The sequence below is a fragment of the Mesorhizobium sp. LMG 17147 genome, from assembly GCF_024297145.1.
GTDB lineage: Bacteria > Pseudomonadota > Alphaproteobacteria > Rhizobiales > Rhizobiaceae > Mesorhizobium.
This window is the reverse complement of record NZ_JANCTC010000003.1, coordinates 36,269-58,464: the sequence shown is the minus strand read 5'-3', so window position 1 is coordinate 58,464 and position 22,196 is coordinate 36,269. Positions and strand designations below refer to the sequence as shown.

Below are 22,196 nucleotides of genomic sequence, written 5' to 3'. Positions count from 1 at the left end.
CGGTCTTGCCGGCGGTTGCAGTCTGGTGGTGCGGTCCGCGCGGCCGGCTAAAGCCGCATTCGCCTCCCACCCGCTTTGGCCGCGCGATCTCCGCGCCGCCTTCCCTGCCGCCGAAACCGGTGCAGGGATTTCGGATCAGCCCTTCTCGACCTGTCCGAATTCCAGATCGACCGGCACAGCGCGCCCGAAGATCGAAACTTCCACCTTGAGCCGCGCCCGCTCCTCATCCACTTCCTGGACGAAACCGTTGAAGGACGCGAATGGTCCATCCGAAACGCGGATCGCTTCGCCGATCTCGAACGTCACCGACGGCTTCGGCCGCTCGACGCCCTCCTGAACCTGGTTCAGGATACGCTGGGCCTCGGCTTCGGTGATCGGCACCGGCTTGGAGTCGCCCAGGAAACCGGTAACCTTCGGCGTGTTCTTGACGAGCGAGAACACGGCGTCGGTCAGATTGGCCTTCAGCAGCACATAGCCCGGAAAGAATTTGCGCTCGGCATCGACCTTGCGGCCGCGGCGGATCTCGACGACCTTCTCGGTCGGCACCACGATCTGCTCGATGTCGGCGGACAGGCCCTTCTGCTTGGCCTTGTTCTCGATGTCCTCGGCGACCTTCTTTTCAAAGTTCGAGTAGGCGTGGACGATGTACCACCGCGCGGTCATTTCAAGACTTCTCCGTAATCGCCGGACTTACTGTCCGAGGCCGAGGATTTTTTCGACCGCAAAGCCCATGGCCACGTCTGCGGTAAAGAAAAAGATCATCGCGATGACCGCGAACACAAGCACCATCACCGTCGAGATCATCGTTTCGCGCCGCGACGGCCAAGTGACCTTGGCGGTCTCCGCGCGAACCTGCTGGAGAAAGGTGAAGGGATTTGTGGTTTTCGAAGCCATATGCCGCTCTGTCTGCAAGACCCGTTGGCCGGGCCTCCTGGATGATCCCGCTGGCCGGGACGTGCCGCCTGAGCGTGCGTTCGCGCCGAATCAGCGCAATCATTTCGCCCATGCAAATCAGACGCGTAAAGCCGGCTTCCCAGCTCCACGCGTCGCGTGTCTGTCTCGTCTACATAAAACCGATTCTTGATCCACGCAAGTGGCAAGTGTCCGCTTTATGGCCAAACGCCGCCTCGGAACCATCCAGTCGTCCCGTCCCGGCTATGCGGCCCTTATGCCGCAACTTGTGCTATATGGCAAGTCACAAGCCGATTTTCAAAGGCCGCACTGCAAAGAATCGTTTTTAGGTATCCATTCAAAGAATGGCACGGGCAGCAGGGCTCGAACCTACGACCTGCGGTTTTGGAGACCGCCGCTCTACCAACTGAGCTATGCCCGTATGCGCATGTCGGCGCAGCAGGCGCTTCCTAAAAGCTTCCGCGCGCTCTGTAAAGAGCGACGTGCGCTGCCCAGCCTTCATCTGCGGAAGTCCAGGCGTCCTCCCGGCCATTTCCCGTCGATTCTCTGGTTGCTGACGATCAAGCCGACCCAGGGACGCACGATTTTCGGGTCGGTCAGATTGACATATTTTCCAACCAGCCCTTTCGCACCCTCGCGCCGCGTATCGATCAGCCCTTTGCGCACGCCATGATGCCAATCGAACAATAGGTAAACTCTCTCTCCCGCCGTTTTCACCTCGCCCCGGCCGGACTTCCACTTATCCTCGGCATCGCCCGGAATTGTGGGATCGGCACCGCCGTTCCATCGGCTGGACCAGCTGCCGTCGATGGTGTCGTTGCTGTTGCAGTCGCTTTCGGTGCCCCACGTTTCGGCGTTTTCATCACTTGCAGTTCCCTCCAGTTTCACGCTGGCGGCGAACGCCGAGACCTCCTCGTCGTCGGGAGTGGGGACGTCCATGACGCCAAATGGATTTCGAGTTCCGCGACCGCTGTCAAAGGCGCTGTCTGAACTTTTCTTGCCTTCCGATCTCATCGCAAGTCTCAGGTTCTCAGTGTGGCCCCGCCAGTCGACGGCGACTTCAAACCGTTAGCCTGGAGGACCGAAACCTCCATAGCCACCCGTTTTCCTGGCCGGCAGGGTTTTCGACCGATTCATGCCCGGTCAGTCTCCCGAAGGCGGCTTGTAGGGGCCGCCCGGCACCCCCCAGGTTGGCATTGGTTCGCTCTCGGGATCGCAGGTCGGGCCCTTGTTGGAGTTCATCTTGGCCAGCCGCGATCCCCATTCGACATAGCCCATGAAGGCCGAGCGGAATTCGGGATCGTCAGGCAACCCGATCTCGTCGGCGGCGTCGGCAAGAAGATTGATCCAGCGCCGGCGCTGCTCCTCGGTCAGATGCTTGCCGAGATGATGCATCACCATCTCGCGATGGCCGCCATGTTTTTCGCTGTAGGTTTTCGGTCCGCCAAAAACTTCGCCGATGAAAGCCGCGACGTGAGCGGGATGATCCGGCGACATATGCTTGAACACCGGTCCGACGATGGGGTCCCGAGCGACTTTGTCGTAGAAGGTTTGGGTCAGGCGGTTCAGCGCTTCGGAGCCGCCGGCCCATTCGAACAATGTCGGGACATCATGGCTCATTCGCGGTCCCTCCCATGCTGGTCTTCGCTGGACGATAGCGGAAATATCGAGCGCCGCTCAACCTGCCTCGATGGCCAGTCGGCCGCGGCTATCATGCCTGTCTTACGATTTGACCGGTCTTACGACTTGACCGGTCTTACGACTTGACCGGCGTGGTGGCCTGAGCCTTGGCGCCCGAGATCTCGCGGCAGTTCTCCGGCCTTGGCTCCGATCTGCAGATGCCAGGCCCGGTCAATTCGTCCGCGGACCCAGGCCCGGTCGTCAGCCCGACTTTCAGCATCATCTCTGGTTCAAGGTGCCGGTAGCGCGAGTATTGCGCCGATTGCATCGCCGAGAACATGCCGGGTCCAACAGTCATGTCCTCGAGATAGGCCTTGACCCGCTGCTCGAAGCCCATCGAATGCACGCTCAACTGTGCACGCGGGCCGACCAGGCGTTTGACACCGCCGGCGAGCATGATCGGGCAGGCCGAGCCGCACTCGCCGCCGGCATCGACCGTCAGTCCGTTGTAGACGCCGTCTTCGGCCGAGCAGTCGGCCTGCCGCGGCTCGCAGCCAATGAAATCCGTCCGCGCCACGGCGACGTCGAGTTTACGTTCGCGGATCAGCCTTCCGGCCGCCAAAGCACCGAGCACGTCGCCACCCGGCGAACTGACTACGATGGGCAGGCGCCGGTCGCCGACGCTATCAAGCAGTTGGCGCAATTTTTCGGCCGTGTCAGCGGTAATCGTGCCTTCGGCCGAGATCCATTCCGGGCAATTGGGATTGCATAGCGGGTTGCTGCCGCGGACCAGGACGAAGCGCATGTCAGCGACCTCCTTCGCAGGCGGGGTTTCGAGCCCCAGAGGTGCAGGCTCGGCGCTCGCCACCACTTGCCCGGCCGGCTTCGCGATATTCGCCGGCGCCGGCACTTCCCTGCAACTCGCCGGCAACGGATCGGATTTGCACAGGGTCGGCGCGGTCAGCAGGTCGACGGCATCCAGACTGGTGACGAGATTCATTTGCAGCATATCGTAGGGAATCAGTTGCTGGATGCCGCTGGCCGGCGTGCTTTTCATGGTCTCAAGCACGCCCAGGCCGACGCCCATCTCCTTCAGATAGGCCGCCAGCTTCCGCTCCAGCGGTTTGTTCATTTCGTAGGTCTTGTAGCTGCCCGCGTTCTTCCGGCTGACGACCCTGGTACTGAGTATCTTCTTCTTGCCTTTCACCATGCGGTAGGTGGTGCGGTACAGCAGTTTCGTCCGGATATAGGTCGTGGTGATCTGATGGACGCCGAGAAAGGCCCACTCCCCGACCACGCGCCGGATGCCACCGGAAAACATCAACGGGCAGGCGGAATTGCAGATGGCGCCGTTGCCATAGGCATCGCCGAAATAACGGGCGCCTTTGCCGTCGTTTTCCTTGCAGTTCTTCATATCCGGCAGGCAGCCGGCGAAGCGGGTTTTGCCGACGGCGATATCGAGCTTGTTCTTGCGGATCAGGCGGCCAAGTGTCAGCGCCGCTTCGACGTTGCCGCCGGGGGAATCGACGACGATCGGCAGCTTTCGGGCGCCAAGCGCCTTAAGCGTGCGCTTGAAAAGGGCCGGCGTGCCGGCTTCAATCGAGCCTTCCGCCGATATCCATTCCGGACAGGTCGGCTCGCAGCCCGGCGCGCTGCTGCGGACGACGACGAACCGCATCGTCGGGCCGAAATCCGGCGTGGATTTTTCCGGCGTGGATTTTTTTGCATCCGCCGCGAAGGCAGCGTGGCCCATGGCAAGCAACGACACCAGGCAGATCAGGCCTAGCGTCCACCATGCCTGGCTATGCAAACGGCGCCATGGAACCATTTGGGCAGCCCCCTCGATGCAACCTATACTAGTTATGGCAGAGGCGCTTGCAACAGGATTTAAGGCAATGCGGTTAATCCATTGCCGGAATATCAGAATCAAAAAGGGCGGCCCGAAGACCGCCCTTTCGCATCCGATCTCAACCGGCAGCGTGACGATTATTCTTTGATGGTGACGACGATGCCGGCACCGACGGTGCGGCCGCCTTCACGGATGGCGAAGCGCAGCTTCTCTTCCATGGCGATCGGCACGATCAGCTCGACATCGACGGTGATGTTGTCGCCCGGCATCACCATCTCGGTGCCTTCCGGCAGCGACACGATGCCGGTCACGTCCGTCGTGCGGAAGTAGAACTGCGGACGGTAGTTGGTGAAGAACGGCGTATGGCGGCCGCCCTCGTCCTTGGTCAGGATGTAGGCTTCGGCAACGAACTTCTTGTGCGGCTTGACGGTGCCGGGCTTGGCCAGGACCTGGCCGCGCTCGACGCCTTCACGGTCGACACCGCGCAACAGCGCGCCGATGTTGTCGCCGGCCTGACCCTGGTCGAGCAGCTTGCGGAACATCTCGACGCCCGTGCAGGTCGTCTTGGTGGTCGGACGGATGCCGACGATCTCCAGCTCCTCGCCGACCTTGACGACGCCGCGCTCGACGCGGCCGGTCACCACCGTGCCACGGCCCGAGATCGAGAACACGTCCTCGATCGGCATCAGGAACGGCTTGTCGAGCGGGCGAACCGGCGTCGGAATGTAGGCATCGACCGCAGCCATCAGTTCGCGGATGGCGTCCTCGCCGATCTTCTTGTCAGAATCTTCAAGGGCGGCAAGCGCCGAACCCTTGACGATCGGAATGTCGTCGCCGGGAAACTCGTTCTTGGTCAAAAGCTCGCGCACCTCGAGCTCGACCAACTCGAGCAGCTCGGCGTCGTCGACCTGGTCGACCTTGTTCAAAAACACCACGATCGAGGGCACGCCGACCTGGCGGGCCAAAAGGATGTGCTCGCGGGTCTGCGGCATCGGGCCGTCGGCGGCCGACACCACCAGGATCGCGCCGTCCATCTGCGCGGCACCGGTGATCATGTTCTTCACATAGTCGGCGTGGCCGGGGCAATCGACATGGGCATAGTGGCGGTTGGCGGTCTCGTATTCGACATGCGCCGTCGAAATGGTGATGCCGCGCGCCTTCTCTTCGGGCGCCGCATCGATCTGGTCGTAGCGCTTGTATTCGCCAAAATACTTGGTGATCGCCGCCGTCAGCGACGTCTTGCCATGGTCGACGTGACCAATCGTGCCAATGTTCACATGAGGCTTAGTGCGCTCGAATTTACCTTTTGCCATAGTCTCTTTCCTTGGACGGCCTGGGGACGGCCTGGACCTTCAGTTCAGTCGAATGCGGGGCGATTAGCGACTAAGGCCGAAAAACACAAGTGCCTTGTCGCCGAGCGCGCTCGCCCGCCCGAACGCGTGATCCGGTTTCGGAGAATGTGGCGCGGATATAGGAACGAACAAGGGCAAATGGAATGGTTACGGCGGCGGCTGACGGCTTTGACGGATTTACAGACGGATCTGGCCCATTGCCGCTTTGGCGCCGGTCTGATTTCGTGGGCCGATGCATTTCATCCCGACTGCCATACGAGGCCCGCTGTTCATGGTCGTTTCGACCGGGTCCTACATCGTCAACGACACGATGATGAAGCTCGCAACCGCGGGACTGCCGCCCTATGAGGTGCTGTTCCTGCGCGGCGCTGCGGCAACGTTGTGGGGCATTCCGCTGCTGTTCATGCTGGGCTATGGCAAGCAGATCCCGCTGATCCTCGATGCGACGGTTTTGCGCAGGAACCTGCTCGAACTGGGTGCGATCCTTTGCTACGTGGTGGCGCTCGCCAACATGCAGATCGCCGACTCCACCGCGCTCGGACAGATCACGCCCTTGCTGATGCTGGTCGGCTCCTCGATGCTGTTTGGCGAACGGATCGGCGGGGTACGCCTGGCGCTGATCGGGCTCGGCTTTGTCGGCGCGGTGATGGTGGCACAACCGACGATGCAGGGGATTTCGGTTTACGCCCTGCTGGCGCTCGGCAATGCAGCCCTGTCCGCGGCGCGCGATCTGGCCGGGCGCAAGGTCGCCGCCGACGTGCCGGGAATGGTCGTGGCTATTTCCGCGGTGATTGTGGTGCTCGCCGGCGCCGGCGTTGCGCACCTGGTTTCCGAGCAGTGGGTGGTGCCTGAAACCCGTCACCTGCTGCTGATGGGCGGCGCCGGACTGTTCCTGATCTTCGGCCACTTCTTCATTTTCATGGCCTATCGTGTCGGGCCGACCAGCGTAGTGGCGCCGTTCTACTATTGCTTTACCGTCTGGGCGGTGATTTCAGGCCTGGTGGTTTTCCGGCAGCTCCCGAATGCGCTGGCCATCTGCGGCATCCTGCTGGTCGTGGCCAGCGGGTTGACCATCGTCTCGCTCGACGAGCGCAAGCGCCGGCTAACCGTCGTCGCCTAGAGCTGGAAACGGCGTAGGGACAATCGCCTGAGTGGAGAAGCGTATGGCAAGCCCGGAGAACGGAAACAACCAGAATGCAAGCAACCGCATGCTCGCCGGAAAATGCCTGTGCGGCGCCGTTCAGTACGCGGTGGCGGACGCGTTCGTCTATGCCGCGAACTGCCACTGCTCGAACTGCCGGCGCACCACCGGTTCGGCCTTCAAGCCGTTCGCCGGCATCGAGCGGGACAGGCTGAGCCTGACGAGGGGCGAGGACAATCTCACGATCTTCGGCGACGAAACCGGCCATGACGCGCACTGCAAGACATGCGGCTCGTTGCTCTATTCGGTGGTCCGCGACGGTGCCTTCGTGCATGTCGCCATGGGAAGCCTCGTCGACGAGCCAGCCATCCGCCCGACGCAGCACATCTTCGTCGGCTCCAAGGCGAAGTGGTTCACGATCACCGACGATCTGCCGCAATACAGAGAACACGCGGTCGCCGAAGATGCCGGCGAATAACTGACCGTTAGAAACGCTCAACCAAACTATCGTTTCGTTTTCGCGTCCGCCGCCAAGGAAACTATACTGTGCTCCGTCACTGACTTATGTCGCGGAGATTTCTGTGGCATTGCCGCCCGACTGGCTGCCCAATGTTGCGATGAAGCGCGTCGTTTGCCATTGGACGGCAGGCTCGCATTCGGCCGGCGATACCGATAGGGATGCGTATCACATACTGGTCGAGGGGAATGGCCGTTTGGTCAGGGGCCGGTCTTCGATCGCGCTCAACTCGGGTCGGGTAAAACCGGGATATGCCGCGCACACGCTCAACTGCAATGGCGGCTCGATCGGGGTTTCGCTCTGCTGCATGGCCGGGGCGGAGGAAAGGCCGTTCAATGCCGGCCGCTATCCGATGACCAGGGCACAGTGGAACGCGATGACCGCGGTTGTCGCCGAACTCTGCAAATATTACCGCATCAAGGTCACGCCCAAAACGGTGCTGTCGCATGCCGAAGTCGAGAGCAATCTGGGCATCGAGCAGCGCGGAAAATGGGATTTCACCCGGCTGCCCTTCGATCCGACGATCAGCGGCGCAAGCGCCTGTGGCGAGCGGCTGCGTCGCGACGTGACGGCGGCAATGGGCGAGATGTCGAATCTGCCGGTGAGGATTGGGCGCGATGCCGTATGGCAGCGATTGCTGGAGGAACTATGGCCGATCATGGTGAGAGGGCTGGAAGCCGGCCTCAACACGCTGATCCGCCAGATCCTCAAAAGGGTAGATAGGCGCTCGGCATTCGGGTGAATGCCGGCGCAACTGCCGATCTGCCCGTTTCTAAAGAGCCCGCCTGCCGGTAAACTGGTGATAAGCCCACAGGACAACTATCGCGCCTATCACGGCCACTATCAGACTATAGATGTTCAGCCCCGTAACGCCCGACGCACCAAAGGCGCTGAAGATCAGTCCGCCGACGATAGCGCCGACAATCCCAAGCACGATATCGAGCACCAGGCCCTGCCCGCTTTTATTGACGATCTTGCTGCCTATGAAGCCGGCGATGACGCCGAGAATAATCCAGCTTAATATTGACATTTTTCCTCTCCGTTCCCCGCACCCGATTACTTCCACATTATTAAGCAAAGCTCAAGCCAACTTGAGAATCATGATTACGGAAAGCTCAAACCGGCTTGAAATTCGCCATGAATGCGTCATTGTCGGAGGCGGACGGGCAATTTGACATGGAGATCCACAATGGGACTGTTTGACAATGCCGTTCCCGGCGGCAACGTCGCCAAGCCGCTGATGATCGCGCTCGGCGCACTTTTGGTGGGAAAAATGCTGAGCAGTGGAAGTTCCGCCCAGCCGGAGGCAGCGCAGAGCCCTGCCCCCGTCCCGCCTGATACAACCGCATCCGCCGACGGCGGACTGCTTGGCGGTCTGGGCGGCCTGCTCGACAAACTGAAGGACGCCGGCCACGGCAACGTCGCCAATTCGTGGGTCGGCACCGGTCAGAACCAGCCGATCAACCCCAACGATCTGGGCAGCGCTCTCGGGCCGCAAATCATTCAGGAGATCGCGCAAAGGACGGGCCTGAATCAGCAGGAATTGCTCCAGCAATTGTCCGCGGCCTTGCCGGGACTTGTCGACCAGCTGACGCCGAACGGGCAAGTGCCGCAGCAGAACCAGCTCGCGTCCATATTCAGCAAATTCGCGAGCTGACGCCTGTCGCCCAGCGCCGCCCGCGGTTCGGGACAACGATATGCGTAAAACACAGATTAAGATGCGCGTCCTTCGGGACGCGCATCGAACACTTTGAACTATCGGCAAGCGCTTCGCTGGCGCTGCCTGCTTCGGGATCGTGCGCGAAGTGCGCCGTGGCCTGGGGAAATCTGGAGCGGGTAGCGGGAATCGAACCCGCATATTCAGCTTGGAAGGCTGCTGCTCTACCACTGAGCTATACCCGCGCCTTTCAGTCAAGCATCGGATCCGCTCCGACGCTCGCGCTGCGTTTCAGGGCTTCCGGGCCGGCAGTGGTGGAGAGGGTTGGATTTGAACCAACGTAGGCATAGCCAACGGATTTACAGTCCGTCCCCTTTAACCACTCGGGCACCTCTCCAGTCTGCCGCCGGAGCCATGCAACGAGGCATCGACGCGTCGCGGCCGCCAAAGCAGCCTTTCCGCGCAGCGCCTTATGGCGGGAGCGTCCAAAACTGTCAACCGCAACATCCCGGCAAAAAGCGCTGAATTTCACACCTCGCCCGACAAGCAGCTTGTGCGGCTGTATCCATGACCGGACGACACGGCTATAGAAGCCGGCCATGAGCAACGATAACAAATCCAAGACCCCGAAAGACACCCACTACGCCAAGCTGCGCCGTGCGCATCGCGACGAGAAGAGCGGCGGCGCGCCGGCGTTCAGGCCACGCCAGCCGGTGCCGCCCGGCGAGACCGCCGCGGACGGGCTGGTGCGGCTCTACGGGCTGCACACGGTGCGGGCGGCGCTCGACAATCCGCGCCGCAAGATCAAAAAAATGCTGGTGACGCGCAACGCTGCCGAGCGCCTGGCAATCGCCGATCTTGCCGCTTTGCCCTTCAAGGCGGAACTGGTCGAGCCGAAGGACATCGACAAGGTCAGCGGCTCGGATGCCGTGCATCAGGGCGTGCTGATCGAGGCCGAGCCGCTAAAACCCAAGCGCCTCGATGCGCTTGGCGACACCAGGCTGGTGCTGGTGCTCGATCAGATCACCGATCCGCACAATGTCGGCGCGATCCTGCGCTCGGCGGTCGCTTTCGGCGCCGGCGCGCTGATCACCACGGCGCGCCACAGCCCACAGGAATCCGGCGTGCTGGCGAAGTCGGCTTCCGGCGCGCTGGAGCACATCGATCAGATCGAGGTGAAGAACCTCGCCGACGCACTCGGCCAACTGCACGAGGCCGGGTTTCAGACGATAGGGCTGGATTCGGACGGTCCGGCGGAGCTCGAAAAGAGTTTTTCGGGAGAAAAGATCGCATTGGTGCTTGGCGCCGAGGGCAAAGGCCTGCGCCAGAAGACGCGCGAAACGGTGACGACGCTTGCCCGGCTAGACATGCCCGGCGCCATCCGCTCGCTCAACGTGTCGAATGCCGCGGCGGTGAGCCTTTATGCGGCAAGGAAATTTTTGAAAGAGTGAATGGTGAGACTGCACGTAGGTCGTGACCAACTCATTACCAATTACTCAGTGCTATTTACTACTCGCTACTCGCTATTCACCCACTTCACATCCCGCCATCCGCTCCAGCGCCCTGACCAGCGCCGAGTGATCCTCCTTGGCCCCGCCATTCGCCGCGCAGGAGTTGAACAGTTGCTGTGTCGTCGAGGTGTTGGGCAGGGCGACGCCGAGCGCCTTGGCGCCTTCGAGAGCGAGATTGAGATCCTTCTGGTGCAGTTCGATGCGGAAGCCCGGCGCGAAGCTGCGTTTGATCATGCGCTCGCCATGCACTTCGAGGATGCGCGAGGCGGCCAATCCGCCCATCAGCGCCTGCCGCACCTTGGCTGGATCGGCACCGGCTTTTGAAGCAAAGACAAGCGCTTCGGCGACGGCCTCGATGGTCAGGGCGACGACGATCTGATTGGCGACCTTGGTAATCTGGCCGACGCCGTTCGGTCCGACCAAAGTGATATTCTTGCCCAACTTCTCGAAGATGGGCCTGGCGCGTTCGAAGGCCCTTTCCTCGCCGCCGACCATGATGGTCAGCGACGCAGCCTTGGCGCCGACCTCGCCGCCCGACACCGGCGCATCGAGGTAGTCGCAGCCGACATCGTTGATCCTTTTTGCGAATTCCTTGGTCTCGATCGGCGAGATCGAGCTCATGTCGATGACCAGCTTACCCCTTGTCAGCCCGGACGCGACGCCGTTTTCGCCGAACAGCACATCGGCGACCTGCGGCGTATCGGGAACCATGGTGATGATGATGTCGGCCATTTTCGCGACGGCGCTGTGGCCAGAGACGGTCTTCAGACCCTTGGCGACGAGATCGGCCGGAGGCTTCGGGCGATGATCGCTGGCGACGACGGTGTAGCCCGCGTCGAGCAGATGCCCCGCCATCGGCGCACCCATGATGCCGAGGCCGATAAAGCCGATGGTTTCCATGTCTTTCTCCGTTTCTTGTAAGGCGGCGATGCGTAGCGTCTACGCCGCCGCCTGCCCGGCCAACTCCCGAAACCAGCCCAGCCCGGCTTCCGTTCCGCCCTTCGGCTTGTATTCCGCCCCGACCCAGCCGAAATAACCGATGCGGTCGATGTGGTTGTACAGGAAGGGAAAATTGATCTCGCCCGTCCCCGGCTCATGACGGCCGGGATTATCCGCAAGCTGGATATGCGCGATGCGGTCGAGGTTTGCCTCGATGGTACGGGCGAGATCCCCCTCCATGATCTGCATGTGATAGATGTCGTATTGCAGGAACAGGTTCTTCGAGCCGACGCGGTCGATCAGCGCCAGGGCCTGATCTGAGTAATTCAGGAAGAAGCCCGGAATGTCGCGGGTGTTGATCGGCTCGATCAGCAGCCTGATGCCGGCCTGCTCCAGCTTTTCCGCCGCGAAAGCCAGATTTTCGGCGAAGACGTCTTCCAGCACTGAGTGATCGACGCCCTGCGGCGCGATGCCGGCGAGGCAATTGACCTGCTCGCAGCCGAGCGCGTGCGCATAGGTGACGACCTTGGCAATGCCTTGCCGGAACTCCGGGATGCGGTCCGGCAGGATCGCAATGCCGCGCTCGCCCTTGGCCCAGTCGCCGGCAGGCAGGTTGAACAGGACCTGCCTCAACCCGTTCTTCTTCAACCTGGCCGCGACGACATCCGGAGCATGGTCATAGGGACCGATGTACTCGACGCCCTTAAAGCCGGCGCGGGCAGCGGCATCGAAGCGGTCGAGAAAGTCATGCTCGCCAAAGAGCATCGAAAGATTGGCTGAAAACCGTGGCATGGCAGTAGTTCCTCATATGCGGCTTAATCGAGCATGACGATCGCCGTGGGGGCATCTTCATGGCGCTCGGCAAGCTCCTCGAATTCGGTGATCTTGTCGATTTCGGTACCCATCGAAACGTTGGTGGCGCGCTCGAGGATGAATTCGAGCACCACCGGAACCTGGTGCTCGTCCATCAGGCGCTTTGCCTCTTCGAAGGCACCGGCGAACTCCTCCGGCCGGCGCACCCGGACCGCCTTACAGCCCATCGCCTCGGCAACGGCGACGTGATCGACGCCATAGCCAGCTTCGGCATCGCCCTGTCGATTGACGTTCTCGAAAGCCAGGCTAACTTCGAAATCCATCGAAAAGCCGCGCTGCGCCTGGCGGATCAGCCCGAGATAGGCGTTGTTCACCACGACATGGATGTAGGGCAATCTGTGCTGCGCGCCGGCCGCCAGTTCCTCGATCATGAACTGGAAATCATAGTCGCCGGACAATGCCACAATGGTGCGGTCCGGATCGGCGGCGCGAACGCCGAGCGCTGCCGGCAATGTCCAGCCGAGCGGCCCGGCCTGGCCGCAATTGATCCAGTTGCGCGGCTTATAGACGTGCAGGAACTGCGCCCCGGCGATCTGCGACAGGCCGATCGTGGTGACATAGGTGGTGTCGCGGCCGAACGCCTTGTTCATCTCCTCATAGACGCGCTGCGGCTTCAGCGGCACCTGGTCGAAATGGGTCTTGCGCTTCATCGTCTTCTTGCGCTGCCGGCATTCGCCGGCCCAGCCCGACCAGTCGCGCAATTTCCCGGCGGTCCTCCATTCGGTGGCGACGTCGAGCAGCATCTTAAGCGCCGCACCGGCATCCGAGACGACGCCAAGGTCCGGTGCGAAGACGCGGCCGATCTGCGTCGGCTCGATATCGACGTGGACGAACTTCTTGCCCTTGGTGTAGACATCGACCGAACCGGTGTGGCGGTTGGCCCAGCGGTTGCCGATGCCGAAAACGAAATCGGCCTCGAGCATCGTCGCATTGCCGTAGCGATGCGAGGTCTGCAGTCCGCACATGCCGGCCATCAGGCGGTGGTCGTCGGGGATCGCGCCCCAGCCCATCAGCGTCGGAATGACAGGCACGCCGGTGACTTCGGCGAATTCTATCAACAGGTCCGACGCATCGGCGTTGATAATGCCGCCGCCGGCGACGATCACAGGCTTTTCCGCCGCGTCGAGCATCTTCAGCGCCTTCTCCGCCTGAGCGCGCGACATTGCCGGCTTGAACGGCACCAGCGGCTCGTAGGCATCGATGTCGAACTCGATCTCCGCCAGTTGCACATCGACCGGCAGGTCGACCAGCACCGGCCCCGGCCGCGACGAGCGCATCAGATGGAACGCCTTCTGCAGCGCCATCGGCACCAGATAGGGCTCCATGACGGTAACAGCCCATTTGGCCACGGGTGCGGCGATGGCCGCGATGTCGACGGCCTGAAAATCCTCCTTGTTGAGACGTGCGCGCGGCGCCTGCCCGGTGATGCAGAGGATCGGGATAGAATCGGCGGCGGCCGAATAGAGGCCGGTGATCATGTCGGTGCCGGCGGGACCCGAAGTGCCGATGCACAGACCGATATTGCCCGATCTGGCGCGGGTAAACCCTTCGGCCATATGCGAGGCCGCCTCGACGTGCCGCGCAAGGATGTGGCGGATGCTGCCCCTTGCCTTCAGCGCCGAATAAAGCGGGTTGATCGCCGCACCTGGCACGCCGAAGGCACAGGAGATGCCTTCCTTTTCAAGAACGAGAACGGCTGCGTCGACTGCGCGCATCTTGGCCATGTCAGCCTCCACGGAATTGTTGATGGCTGATGATGCCAGTGCGTCGATTATTTTTCAATTTTTCCAGAATATTTTTTCATTTCTAGGGAACGGCTCTTGCTGCTTGAATTGATTGGCCTTTCTGTTTTCCATAAATTCGCTTCGCCGGCCGGTGAAAAACTTTTTCATTGCTTGTTGGGCGAACAGAGCGAAGAATGGCCCGATGGAAACCACCGAAAAACGCCAGCGCGGCCGGCCGCGCGCTTTCAGCGGGCCGTCCGAAGCCGCCTCGGTGCAGTCGCTGGACCGGGCGCTGCGCATCCTGGCAATCGTCGCCGATGGCAGCGGCCTGTCGTTGAGCGAGATCGCCGCCAGTTCCGGCCTGCCGGCATCCACCGCCTACCGCATGCTGACGACGCTGGAGAACCATGGCATGGTCGAGTTCGAAGGCACCGACCAGCTGTGGTCGATCGGCGTCGAGACCTATCGCATGGGCGCAGCGTTCCTGCGCCGCCGCAAGCTGGTCGACCGCGCCCGTATCGTCATGCAGGAATTGATGGAGAAGACCGGCGAGACCGCCAATCTCGGCGTCGCCGAGGACGATTGCGTGGTCTTCGTCAGCCAGGTCGAGACGCACCAGGCGATCCGCGCCTTCTTCCGGCCGGGCACGCGCAGTTCCTTCCATGCCTCGGGCATCGGCAAGGCGGTGCTGGCGCATCTCGAGCCGGAACGGGTAGCCACCATACTGCGCCGGGCCGGGCTGGAGCGCTTCACCGAAAACACGTTGTCCGACATCTCGGCGCTCGCCCGCGATCTGGTGACGATCAAGCTGCGCGGCTGGTCGGTCGATGACGAGGAGCGGCATCCAGGTATGCGCTGTGTCGCCGCCGCCATCTTCAACGAATTCGGCGAACCGATCGGCGGCGTCTCGGTCTCCGGGCCGACGGTACGGGTCACACCGGAGCGGCTGGCCGAAATCGGCCCGCTGGTGCGCGATGCAGCAGCGCAGGTGACGAGGATGATCGGCGGCCTGCCGACCCCTCCCGGCCCTGGCAGCGAACCGAGCGCATGGCAGCGCTGACCAGCGCCGAATGGTGCGACATCTGCCAGGATGGCCAGAGCTAGCCCCCGGGCACCGCGCTCTTGGTCGACAGGTCGTAGAAATCAAGCAGCATCGCCAGCCCAACTCCGCAGGCGGTGAAGATGAGGCCGGCAATGAAGATACGATTGGCGCGTTCATAAACGCGCCGTTGTAGAGACGTTATGTCGAGCAGCAACCGCAGCGCTCGTATCTGCAGGGCAATGCCGATCAAAATCGGCACGACGGCGACCAGGTGATAGATTTCCCATGGTATCGGGTTGGCGGCCCAATGCGTGATGAAGCCCAGCGAGAACGCCAGCAGGATGCCGACGGTGGTGATTGTGCCGTTGCGGAAAACCGTCTCGATCGGTTCCTCGTTCGGATCGTGCTCGCCCAAGCGCCCTCTCTCCCTGTTTCGGCTCGGCCGTAGATTAGGCTGTCGGGAAATCCCTGTACATCGGCAAGAGTGTTGGCGAATGCTGAAGCGGCGTCCGATCTCGCCTTAAGCGATGTTCGACAGGACAGAGAAGCTGACGGAGCGCGACGCCAGTCTGATACTGTCAGCCGCGACCACCAACGGTCGCGCTGGTCGACAGTTCACCGGACCGATCGGCAGGCCTCAGCCCATGCCGGTGATATGGCGAAGCCAGAAGGCGAGCGCGATGAAGCCAACGATGGTGGTGACGCCGGTCCAGTCGATATTGGCGCGCTTCAGATCCTTGATGAGCTTCACCAGGAGAACCCACGCCACGAGGACGAGCGGGAGAATGATGACAAACCTGATCATGCGACTGCCTCGCTGATGCGATTGCACCTTCGATCAATATAGGAAGCGAATTGGCCGTTTTCAGGACGCCCTGGCGGCAGAACCGGCGCGGTCGCCGGGAACCGAAAAACGGAGTTTTGTCTTTACTGGCGCAGCAAATATGCTAACCGGAGCGCCGTGCCCTTGTAGCTCAGCTGGTAGAGCAGCGGTTTTGTAAACCGAAGGTCGGCGGTTCGATCCCGTCCGGGGGCACCAGCACGGGCTTCTTGAGACCTCCGGGGCGCTTGATATCTGCTCATCCCCGATATCCACAGGCCGAGGCCGTCAGGATCGGTAGCACATCAGCTTCAACGCATATATTCCCTGGCGGAAACCATAGTTCCCTAGCGGAAAACCTAGGAGTTGTCGTTGGAGCAGAAACGCACGACCGCCCCCTTCGTCAGCGGCATGTTTGGTGGCGTTGTCGTCTTCGCCTTCGCGTTCGGCTTCCGTTTCCTGATAAGTCCCGATCCTGATCCTGCATCAAGAGCAACGACAAGCCTTTCGGTACTGGCATTCGCCATTTGCTTCGGCGCGGCATTCCTTCGCGAGCATCGACGCCAGATTGCCGCCGCCAGAGAATTCTTAAGCCGCCCAAGATCGTATTAGGCTGAGACTCATAAGCGAAGCGACGATCTGATGATCGCCAAGGCCATGCTCGACAAAAAGGCGCCGCTGGCACTTTCATCGGTATTGACGGGCTTTGGCGCCAGCGGCCTGGCGGAGAAACTCTACGAACATTTCAATATGCCGCAAAGGCGATAGTGAAGGCAGCTTGGAGGCAACGCCTCGCGCACGCGAGGACAATCGCCAGCGCCGAATGTCGGAATTGGGCGCCAGCTCGGCGCATTTCATGGCGCCTCCCTCACGCCCAGGCATGAAGCTGTCCTTGTTGACTCGAGGAGTATTTGCATGCGTGGTCATTGCTTATGCGGCGCTATTGCATTTGAAGTCGACGGTCCGGCACAGGCCTGCGTGGTCTGTCATTGTGAAAGTTGTCGGCGGCAATGTTCTGCGCCGATGACCACCTATATTGGCGTCTTGAACGGCCAATGGCGATGGCTGGGCAAGCTACCGAAGGTATTCGACTCTTCTCCCGGTGTGGAAAGAACATTTTGCGATCACTGTGGCACGCCGCTGTCCTTCCGCTCAAAGAACATGTCTGATGTCATGCATTTTTTTGCGGCGGCGATGGAGGAGCCCGAAAAATTTGCACCTACGCTGCATGTCGCTTTTGAGGAGAAGCTCCCTTGGTTGAAACTCGCCGACAACCTGCCGACCCGTTTTGGGCCTGACTATACGAAAGATTAGGACGTACCGGAAGCGTCGGGATCGCCAGAAAGTTCCCGTGAAATTGCCGGCTTAGCCTGAACCAGATCGGGCTCAAGCATCTCCTACCAAGAGACGCCGAGCTCATTCCTGTCTTGCTTTTTGCTGGGCCATAGGTTCGTCCCGCCTCCCGACGGCCACTTAACAGCATTCGATTAAATTGCTCCAGTGTATATTAGCGCTCGCTCAATTAAGCGCGCCGACAATGGCCGTGCGGCGGGCCAAAAACCAAAGGGTGTTGTCATGCGAAGTGATTTCGCCGCGGCACGCGAACTTTTGGAATGCGCACAAAACCGCCTCTACGGCGCGGATGAAACGAGCCGACGCGTCAACGAGGCCCTCGACGCGCTGATTGAAGAAATAGCCATCGCGGAATTCCGCAAGGCGCCACTGACGGTCGTGCCGTTTCCACGAGCGCGGCCGCCAAAGCATGTCCGGTAGAGCGCTGATCGCCCGCGTTGACGAAGAGCCGGCAACTAGTGTTTCCGCAATCGCCCGGTCGAGCGTCGTTGAACGACCAACCCTTTGACGGTAACTTGCCGGGCCCTGGTGGTCTGAAACTCCGGAGCCGATCCATGTCACGCTGTGGAGATGTCTACGAGAACAAGGTGACCGGCGAATATGCCGTCATCCTGCGTGGCACCGAAGACCGCGGCCAGGGACCTGGCATCGCTCATCTGACCGCCCGACCGGGAGCCGCAGTGGTGGGCGAGCACTACCACCCGAACCTGACGGAGCGGTTTGCCGTCCTCGGCGGCCGGCTCGACGCTCGCATCGCCGGGAAGACTTTGTCCCTGGGGCCTGGCCAATCCGCCACGGTCGAAGCAGGCGTCGCACATGATTGGTGGAACAGCAGCAAAACCGAAGAAGCGCATGTGCTGGTCGAAGTCGACCGGGCGCCAGGTGCAGACAATGTCGACCCGAACCGTTTCGCGCTGCTGATCGGCATGCTCTTCGGCCTGGCCAATGCCGGCAAGGTGGACAGAAAAGGGAGGCCTTCGCCGCTTCAGGCAGCGGTCATCGCCAGGGAATTTGCCGACGTGATCGTCTTCACGCACCCGCCACCTGCGATTCAGCGAGTGGCGCTGGGGATCCTGGCGCCACTCGGCCATCTGCTTGGCTATCGCGCGATCGACCCCGGCTATTGCAAGCCGCACGGGCATGTCACGCCGGCGCCTGAAATCCTCGCTCGAGCAGGCCTACAGGCCGGGTGATCCGGGTCGATGCAGCGCGCCCGGCATTTTTGTCGGCTGCCATACATAGGGCTCGCGGCAAGCTCAGGAAGCACTCGCGACCTGACCGGATATCGCGGCCCGGTCGAACGTGTTTCTCACCCTGACCGACTTGTAGACGTAGGCGACCCAGATCCCGGTCAGGACAAAAGAAACTGCGGGCATTACCAGCGCATCCCCTGCAAGCACCAAGCTCACAGGAGCGCTCATAACCGCTGAGATCCATGTCGTGTCCAGAATAAACACGATTGGTATTGCAAACCACTGATACAGGAACAGCTGCTTGAAACGGGAACTCCGCCGGAGCATTGCAACGAACACAACCAGCTGGAGCACCAGAAACGCCAGCAACAGGGCGACCTCGCCGTAGACCGCCAAGGCGCCGTTGGGGAGCGTCATTAGCTGTCGATAGCCCCCGCTCGAAGAGAACAGCTCAGCCAGCGTGCGGAAAGGTGCCAAGCACTGTCCAATCGCCAGCAGCATAAGCCAGCCTCCAAAACCTACGAGAGCCGAAGGATCCTGTAATGGCTTTGCGGCTGACCGAACGGCAAAGAAAACAGGCACGCCGATCAGCAGCAGCAGTATAGCCCAATGCCAGATGGAAATCTGCATCCAATCCCTCCTTTGATGCCCGTTAAGGTTGTAGCAGATTTCAATCTCAACTCAAGAGGCAATATCGAGTGGAAGCGCTGCTTGCAAGATCCGTCAACACTATATTTCTGGCACGACACTATTTCCGGCAGGATGCCATGTCGCGAACTCTGATCGTCGTTGGTCTCAGCATAGTCGCCATAGGCCTGCTGTGGCCTTGGTTGGCCCGCTCCGGCCTTGGCAGGCTGCCCGGCGATATCGTGATCGAGCGTGAGAACTTCAGGCTTTATGTCCCTATCACCACGGCGATACTGGTCAGCATCGTGCTCTCGGCCATTCTATGGCTGATCAACCGTTAGGCGATGCTCCGGCAACGGCGATTTGTGTTGCTGGCCCTACTCGCCCTTGATCTTCTTACACTCCGATCGCCGCCACCAATATCCGGTTCTGCCTGCGTATCGCCGTGCGCAACTCTGCAATCCTCGCCTCCTCGCGCTTCACGAACTCGATGAACATCATGTTCATGTTGTTGAAGATCAGTTCGCCGAGCGCGGGACCATCGATGTCGCGGCGCACCAGGCCGAGCGCCTGTAGCCTGGCGATCAGCGCGCGAATCTGCTCGGTCAGTGCCCGGTCGAGCGCCGTGTAGGCCTGGCCGAACGGGCTGTCCGGCAGTTGCGTGGAGATCGCCATCGCCTGCCGCCACATCTCCTTGCTGAGATAATGCAGCGAATGTTCGATATAGATGCCGAGCAGCGTATCGAGAGCGTCGCCGACATTGGCTGGCGGGTTGGCGACGACGCCGCGCCCGGCATTCAGCACCTCGTTGACCTCCATCGAAACGATCGCGCCGAGGATGTCGCCCTTGTTCTGGTAGTAGTTGTAGATCGTGCCGACCGAGACTTCGGCCTGCGCGGCGATAGTTTCGATCTTGGCGCCTTCATAGCCGGCATCGCGGAAAAGCGCCGCCGCCGCCTCGATGATGCGGCGGTGCCGATCCGCCTTCTGCCTTGCCCGCAATCCGCTCATAGCGGCTGTTTGCCACAAAAACAGAATTGACTCAATTTTAGAATTGGTTCAATTTTTTGCTACAAGCCAAAAAGGCAAGGGAGAACACTCGATGTCCGTCAATCCAAAGACCCCCAATCCAACCGTCAGGAATCCGCTTTCTTTTCTGAAGCGCTATCTCCAAGGCGCGTGCGCCGCCGCAGCACTGCTGCTGGCGGCTGGCAGCCTCGCTCAGGCGCAGGACCTCAACGCGCTGATCTGGTGCGATCACGCCGATCCGGCGCTGTTGCAGCCGTTCGAGGAGGCGAACGGCGTCAAGGTCAATGTCAAGGAGTTCGAAGGTACCGGCGCCGGCCTGGCGATCGTCGAACAGTCGCAGCCGGGCGACTGGGACGTGATGGTGATCGACAGCATCGACATACCGCGCGGCGTCGAAAAAGGCCTGTTCGAACCGTTGCAGGAAGACAAGCTGCCGCTGGTCGACCTGTTCCCGCAAGTGAAGATGGATAGCTCCACCGTCGTCGATGGCAAGCGTTACGGCATCACCGAAAAGTTCGGCTACAACACGATCGGCTACAACAAGACCAAGGTCGACCCGGCCGACATGCAGTCGCTTGCCGCGCTGACCGGCGACAAATACAAGGGCAAGATCGCCATCTACGATTATTACCTGCCGGTCATCGGCATGGCCGCACTGGCGATCGGTAAGAAGACTGCGGAACTGACCGAAGCCGACCTTCCCGCCATCAAGGAAGAGCTGCTCAAAATGAAGGCCAACGCCAAGCTGGTCGGCGAAGTGACCGCCAGCCAGACGGCGCTGGCGACAGGCGAGGTCGACATACTGGTCGGCGGCGGCGAATGGGTGACGGCGGGGCTGGCCAAGGAAAACCCTGCCCTCGACTTCTCTATTCCGAAAGAAGGCGCGGTGCTTTGGTCGCAGTCGCTGGCAATGTTCAAGGATTCCAAGAACAAGGATCTGGCGCTTAAATTCATCCAGTACATTATGAGCCCCGAAGGGCAGGCGCGGCTCGCCACCTCGTCCTGCTACTGGGGCATGCCGGCCAACAGCAAGGCGGCCCTGAGCGACGAGCAGAAGAAGATCCTGCGCTTCGACGAGCAGCCGGAATTCCTTGCCCGGGCGCTGCCCTATCCGGCGCCGAACGCCGATCTCGACAAGAAAATGCAGGACGTCTGGACCGAAATGCTGCAGGCGCAATGACCGGCTGCCGGTCGTGAACTCCGTCAACAGCGGGCGTGCCCTGCCCTGGGCGCTGGTCACGCCGGCGCTCGGCTGGACGTTGCTGTTCTTCGTGCTGCCCTTCGTCGCCATGGCGGTATCCAGCCTGACGGCGCATGAAGGCGGCGGCTTCACGCTGTCCAACTACAGCCAATTCTTTGCCAATCCGTCCTACTGGCAGGCGATGGTGAACTCGCTGCAGGTCACAGCGATCGTCACCGTTATCTCGGTGCTGCTTGCCTATCCCTTTGCCTGGATTCTGGCCGAACAGGTGCCGGAGCGCTGGCAGCGGCTGGCGCTGATGCTGGCGGTGCTGCCGTTCTGGACCTCCTACGTCGTGCGCTCCTATTCGTGGCTGCTGGTGCTGGCGCAGAACGGCGTCGTCAACCGGGCGCTAACCGGCTCCGGCCTGTTCAGCGAACCGCTGCAGCTCGCCAATACGCGGTTGGCCACCATCACCGGCTTCGTGCATTTCTTCGTCATGCTGTTGACGCTGACGATCTTCGCCAATCTGAAGCAGCTCAGCCCCAGCTACCGGAAGGCCGCCGCCGACCTCGGCGCCGGGCCGCTGCGGACTTTCCTGCATGTCGTTCTGCCGCTGACCTTGCCTGGCATCATGGTCGGTGCCTTCCTCACCTTTGTGCTGTGCATCGGCGACTACATCACGCCGCAGATCCTCGGCGGCAACAACGAGCTTTTGATGCCGCAGCTGGTCATGATGCAGATCGGCCGGCGCGGCGACTTTCCGCTCGCCTCGGCGCTGTCGATCATCCTGATGGCGGTGGTCACCATCGCCTACCTCGCCTGCGCCCGCTGGCTGAAGATCGAGCGGGCCTGAC

28 protein-coding genes and 4 tRNA genes are annotated in these 22,196 nt (G+C 61.3%); 14 read left to right on the top strand and 18 right to left on the bottom strand.

The window, feature by feature from the left end:
- Window positions 1-135 precede the first annotated feature (135 nt).
- The 7 genes from nusG to tuf form a co-directional block, all read right to left on the bottom strand.
- Complete coding sequence (gene nusG, locus NMG46_RS07845; protein WP_006333333.1) at window positions 136-663, bottom strand: transcription termination/antitermination protein NusG; 528 nt, start codon at window positions 661-663, stop codon at window positions 136-138.
- 27 nt (window positions 664-690) lie between these two features.
- Entirely contained in the window at window positions 691-894 is a 204-nt protein-coding gene (gene secE / locus NMG46_RS07840; RefSeq protein WP_023680439.1) for a preprotein translocase subunit SecE, read from the bottom strand.
- A gap of 363 nt (window positions 895-1,257) precedes the next feature.
- A tRNA-Trp gene (locus tag NMG46_RS07835) sits at window positions 1,258-1,333 on the bottom strand.
- 77 nt (window positions 1,334-1,410) lie between these two features.
- Entirely contained in the window at window positions 1,411-1,926 is a 516-nt protein-coding gene (locus NMG46_RS07830) for a hypothetical protein (protein ID WP_254817140.1), read from the bottom strand.
- 129 nt (window positions 1,927-2,055) lie between these two features.
- Window positions 2,056-2,532: a group II truncated hemoglobin gene (locus tag NMG46_RS07825; protein ID WP_254817139.1), complete on the bottom strand. Its 477-nt coding sequence runs from the start codon at window positions 2,530-2,532 to the stop codon at window positions 2,056-2,058.
- 136 nt (window positions 2,533-2,668) lie between these two features.
- On the bottom strand, window positions 2,669-4,360 hold the full coding sequence (locus NMG46_RS07820; RefSeq protein WP_254817138.1) for a hypothetical protein: 1,692 nt from the start codon (window positions 4,358-4,360) through the stop codon (window positions 2,669-2,671).
- Window positions 4,361-4,518: 158 nt separating this feature from the next.
- Entirely contained in the window at window positions 4,519-5,694 is a 1,176-nt protein-coding gene (tuf, locus tag NMG46_RS07815; RefSeq protein ID WP_254817137.1) for an elongation factor Tu, read from the bottom strand.
- Window positions 5,695-5,965: 271 nt separating this feature from the next.
- Here tuf and NMG46_RS07810 point away from each other — a divergent pair, with 271 nt between their 5' ends.
- The 3 genes from NMG46_RS07810 (at window position 5,966) to NMG46_RS07800 (ending at window position 8,133) form a co-directional block, all read left to right on the top strand.
- Complete coding sequence (locus NMG46_RS07810; RefSeq protein ID WP_352704860.1) at window positions 5,966-6,853, top strand: DMT family transporter; 888 nt, start codon at window positions 5,966-5,968, stop codon at window positions 6,851-6,853.
- Window positions 6,854-6,896: 43 nt separating this feature from the next.
- A complete protein-coding gene (locus tag NMG46_RS07805; RefSeq protein WP_254817135.1) occupies window positions 6,897-7,352 on the top strand; it encodes a GFA family protein in 456 nt (151 codons plus the stop codon).
- 103 nt (window positions 7,353-7,455) lie between these two features.
- A complete protein-coding gene (locus NMG46_RS07800; protein WP_254817134.1) occupies window positions 7,456-8,133 on the top strand; it encodes an N-acetylmuramoyl-L-alanine amidase in 678 nt (225 codons plus the stop codon).
- A 30-nt stretch (window positions 8,134-8,163) separates the two neighbouring features.
- Here NMG46_RS07800 and NMG46_RS07795 read toward each other — a convergent pair whose 3' ends face one another.
- Window positions 8,164-8,421: a GlsB/YeaQ/YmgE family stress response membrane protein gene (locus NMG46_RS07795; RefSeq protein WP_254817133.1), complete on the bottom strand. Its 258-nt coding sequence runs from the start codon at window positions 8,419-8,421 to the stop codon at window positions 8,164-8,166.
- 159 nt (window positions 8,422-8,580) lie between these two features.
- Between NMG46_RS07795 and NMG46_RS07790 the strand changes: the two genes are divergently transcribed.
- Window positions 8,581-9,048 (top strand): YidB family protein, encoded by a 468-nt coding sequence (locus NMG46_RS07790; RefSeq protein ID WP_254817132.1) that lies wholly within the window; start codon window positions 8,581-8,583, stop codon window positions 9,046-9,048.
- A gap of 171 nt (window positions 9,049-9,219) precedes the next feature.
- Here the strand turns inward: NMG46_RS07790 and NMG46_RS07785 are convergent.
- Window positions 9,220-9,293: transfer RNA gene (locus NMG46_RS07785), tRNA-Gly, on the bottom strand.
- Window positions 9,294-9,360: 67 nt separating this feature from the next.
- Window positions 9,361-9,445, bottom strand: a tRNA-Tyr gene (locus NMG46_RS07780).
- A 202-nt stretch (window positions 9,446-9,647) separates the two neighbouring features.
- On the opposite strand from NMG46_RS07780, the gene NMG46_RS07775 reads away from it, so the two are divergent.
- The gene (locus tag NMG46_RS07775) at window positions 9,648-10,499 is read left to right on the top strand and encodes an RNA methyltransferase (protein ID WP_254817131.1); all 852 of its coding nucleotides are present in this window, start codon (window positions 9,648-9,650) and stop codon (window positions 10,497-10,499) included.
- A 72-nt stretch (window positions 10,500-10,571) separates the two neighbouring features.
- On the opposite strand, the gene NMG46_RS07770 is transcribed toward NMG46_RS07775, so the two are convergent.
- From NMG46_RS07770 to gcl, 3 genes are read right to left on the bottom strand one after another with little or no spacing between them, the layout of a single operon-like run.
- Window positions 10,572-11,489 carry a 2-hydroxy-3-oxopropionate reductase gene (locus NMG46_RS07770; protein WP_368389285.1) on the bottom strand — a complete coding sequence of 306 codons (918 nt, stop codon included), beginning with the start codon at window positions 11,487-11,489 and terminating at the stop codon, window positions 10,572-10,574.
- Between the two features lie 9 nt (window positions 11,490-11,498).
- On the bottom strand, window positions 11,499-12,290 hold the full coding sequence (hyi, locus tag NMG46_RS07765; RefSeq protein WP_254817129.1) for a hydroxypyruvate isomerase: 792 nt from the start codon (window positions 12,288-12,290) through the stop codon (window positions 11,499-11,501).
- Window positions 12,291-12,313: 23 nt separating this feature from the next.
- Window positions 12,314-14,095: a glyoxylate carboligase gene (gcl, locus tag NMG46_RS07760; RefSeq protein ID WP_254817128.1), complete on the bottom strand. Its 1,782-nt coding sequence runs from the start codon at window positions 14,093-14,095 to the stop codon at window positions 12,314-12,316.
- Between the two features lie 202 nt (window positions 14,096-14,297).
- Here gcl and bhcR point away from each other — a divergent pair, with 202 nt between their 5' ends.
- Window positions 14,298-15,155 (top strand): HTH-type transcriptional regulator BhcR, encoded by an 858-nt coding sequence (bhcR, locus tag NMG46_RS07755; protein WP_254817127.1) that lies wholly within the window; start codon window positions 14,298-14,300, stop codon window positions 15,153-15,155.
- A 40-nt stretch (window positions 15,156-15,195) separates the two neighbouring features.
- Here bhcR and NMG46_RS07750 read toward each other — a convergent pair whose 3' ends face one another.
- Together NMG46_RS07750 and NMG46_RS07745 are read right to left on the bottom strand one after the other, a co-directional pair.
- Window positions 15,196-15,552, bottom strand: coding sequence for a hypothetical protein (locus tag NMG46_RS07750; RefSeq protein ID WP_254817126.1), 357 nt, complete (start codon window positions 15,550-15,552; stop codon window positions 15,196-15,198).
- Window positions 15,553-15,774: 222 nt separating this feature from the next.
- Window positions 15,775-15,942, bottom strand: coding sequence for a hypothetical protein (locus NMG46_RS07745; protein ID WP_254817125.1), 168 nt, complete (start codon window positions 15,940-15,942; stop codon window positions 15,775-15,777).
- A gap of 158 nt (window positions 15,943-16,100) precedes the next feature.
- Between NMG46_RS07745 and NMG46_RS07740 the strand changes: the two genes are divergently transcribed.
- From NMG46_RS07740 to NMG46_RS07730, 4 genes are all read left to right on the top strand, one after another.
- A tRNA-Thr gene (locus tag NMG46_RS07740) sits at window positions 16,101-16,176 on the top strand.
- Window positions 16,177-16,329: 153 nt separating this feature from the next.
- Entirely contained in the window at window positions 16,330-16,569 is a 240-nt protein-coding gene (locus NMG46_RS07735; RefSeq protein WP_254817124.1) for a hypothetical protein, read from the top strand.
- A gap of 30 nt (window positions 16,570-16,599) precedes the next feature.
- Complete coding sequence (locus tag NMG46_RS29670; protein WP_302894114.1) at window positions 16,600-16,725, top strand: hypothetical protein; 126 nt, start codon at window positions 16,600-16,602, stop codon at window positions 16,723-16,725.
- 147 nt (window positions 16,726-16,872) lie between these two features.
- Entirely contained in the window at window positions 16,873-17,271 is a 399-nt protein-coding gene (locus NMG46_RS07730) for a GFA family protein (RefSeq protein WP_254817123.1), read from the top strand.
- 204 nt (window positions 17,272-17,475) lie between these two features.
- On the opposite strand, the gene NMG46_RS29865 is transcribed toward NMG46_RS07730, so the two are convergent.
- Window positions 17,476-17,871, bottom strand: coding sequence for a hypothetical protein (locus NMG46_RS29865; RefSeq protein WP_368389283.1), 396 nt, complete (start codon window positions 17,869-17,871; stop codon window positions 17,476-17,478).
- Between NMG46_RS29865 and NMG46_RS07720 the strand changes: the two genes are divergently transcribed.
- The gene (locus NMG46_RS07720; RefSeq protein ID WP_254817122.1) at window positions 17,865-18,503 is read left to right on the top strand and encodes a cupin domain-containing protein; all 639 of its coding nucleotides are present in this window, start codon (window positions 17,865-17,867) and stop codon (window positions 18,501-18,503) included. The genes NMG46_RS29865 and NMG46_RS07720 overlap by 7 nt on opposite strands.
- A gap of 63 nt (window positions 18,504-18,566) precedes the next feature.
- On the opposite strand, the gene NMG46_RS07715 is transcribed toward NMG46_RS07720, so the two are convergent.
- Window positions 18,567-19,133: a DUF2569 family protein gene (locus NMG46_RS07715; RefSeq protein ID WP_254817121.1), complete on the bottom strand. Its 567-nt coding sequence runs from the start codon at window positions 19,131-19,133 to the stop codon at window positions 18,567-18,569.
- Window positions 19,134-19,270: 137 nt separating this feature from the next.
- Between NMG46_RS07715 and NMG46_RS07710 the strand changes: the two genes are divergently transcribed.
- A complete protein-coding gene (locus NMG46_RS07710; RefSeq protein WP_254817120.1) occupies window positions 19,271-19,471 on the top strand; it encodes a DUF2905 domain-containing protein in 201 nt (66 codons plus the stop codon).
- Window positions 19,472-19,526: 55 nt separating this feature from the next.
- Here the strand turns inward: NMG46_RS07710 and NMG46_RS07705 are convergent, their stop codons facing one another.
- Window positions 19,527-20,141 (bottom strand): TetR/AcrR family transcriptional regulator, encoded by a 615-nt coding sequence (locus NMG46_RS07705; protein ID WP_254817119.1) that lies wholly within the window; start codon window positions 20,139-20,141, stop codon window positions 19,527-19,529.
- A gap of 91 nt (window positions 20,142-20,232) precedes the next feature.
- Here NMG46_RS07705 and NMG46_RS07700 point away from each other — a divergent pair, with 91 nt between their 5' ends.
- Both NMG46_RS07700 and NMG46_RS07695 read left to right on the top strand, forming a co-directional pair.
- Window positions 20,233-21,339, top strand: a complete 1,107-nt coding sequence (locus NMG46_RS07700) for a spermidine/putrescine ABC transporter substrate-binding protein (protein ID WP_254817118.1) — start codon at window positions 20,233-20,235, stop codon at window positions 21,337-21,339.
- Between the two features lie 13 nt (window positions 21,340-21,352).
- The gene (locus NMG46_RS07695; RefSeq protein ID WP_254817117.1) at window positions 21,353-22,195 is read left to right on the top strand and encodes an ABC transporter permease; all 843 of its coding nucleotides are present in this window, start codon (window positions 21,353-21,355) and stop codon (window positions 22,193-22,195) included.
- Window position 22,196: the final 1 nt, after the last annotated feature.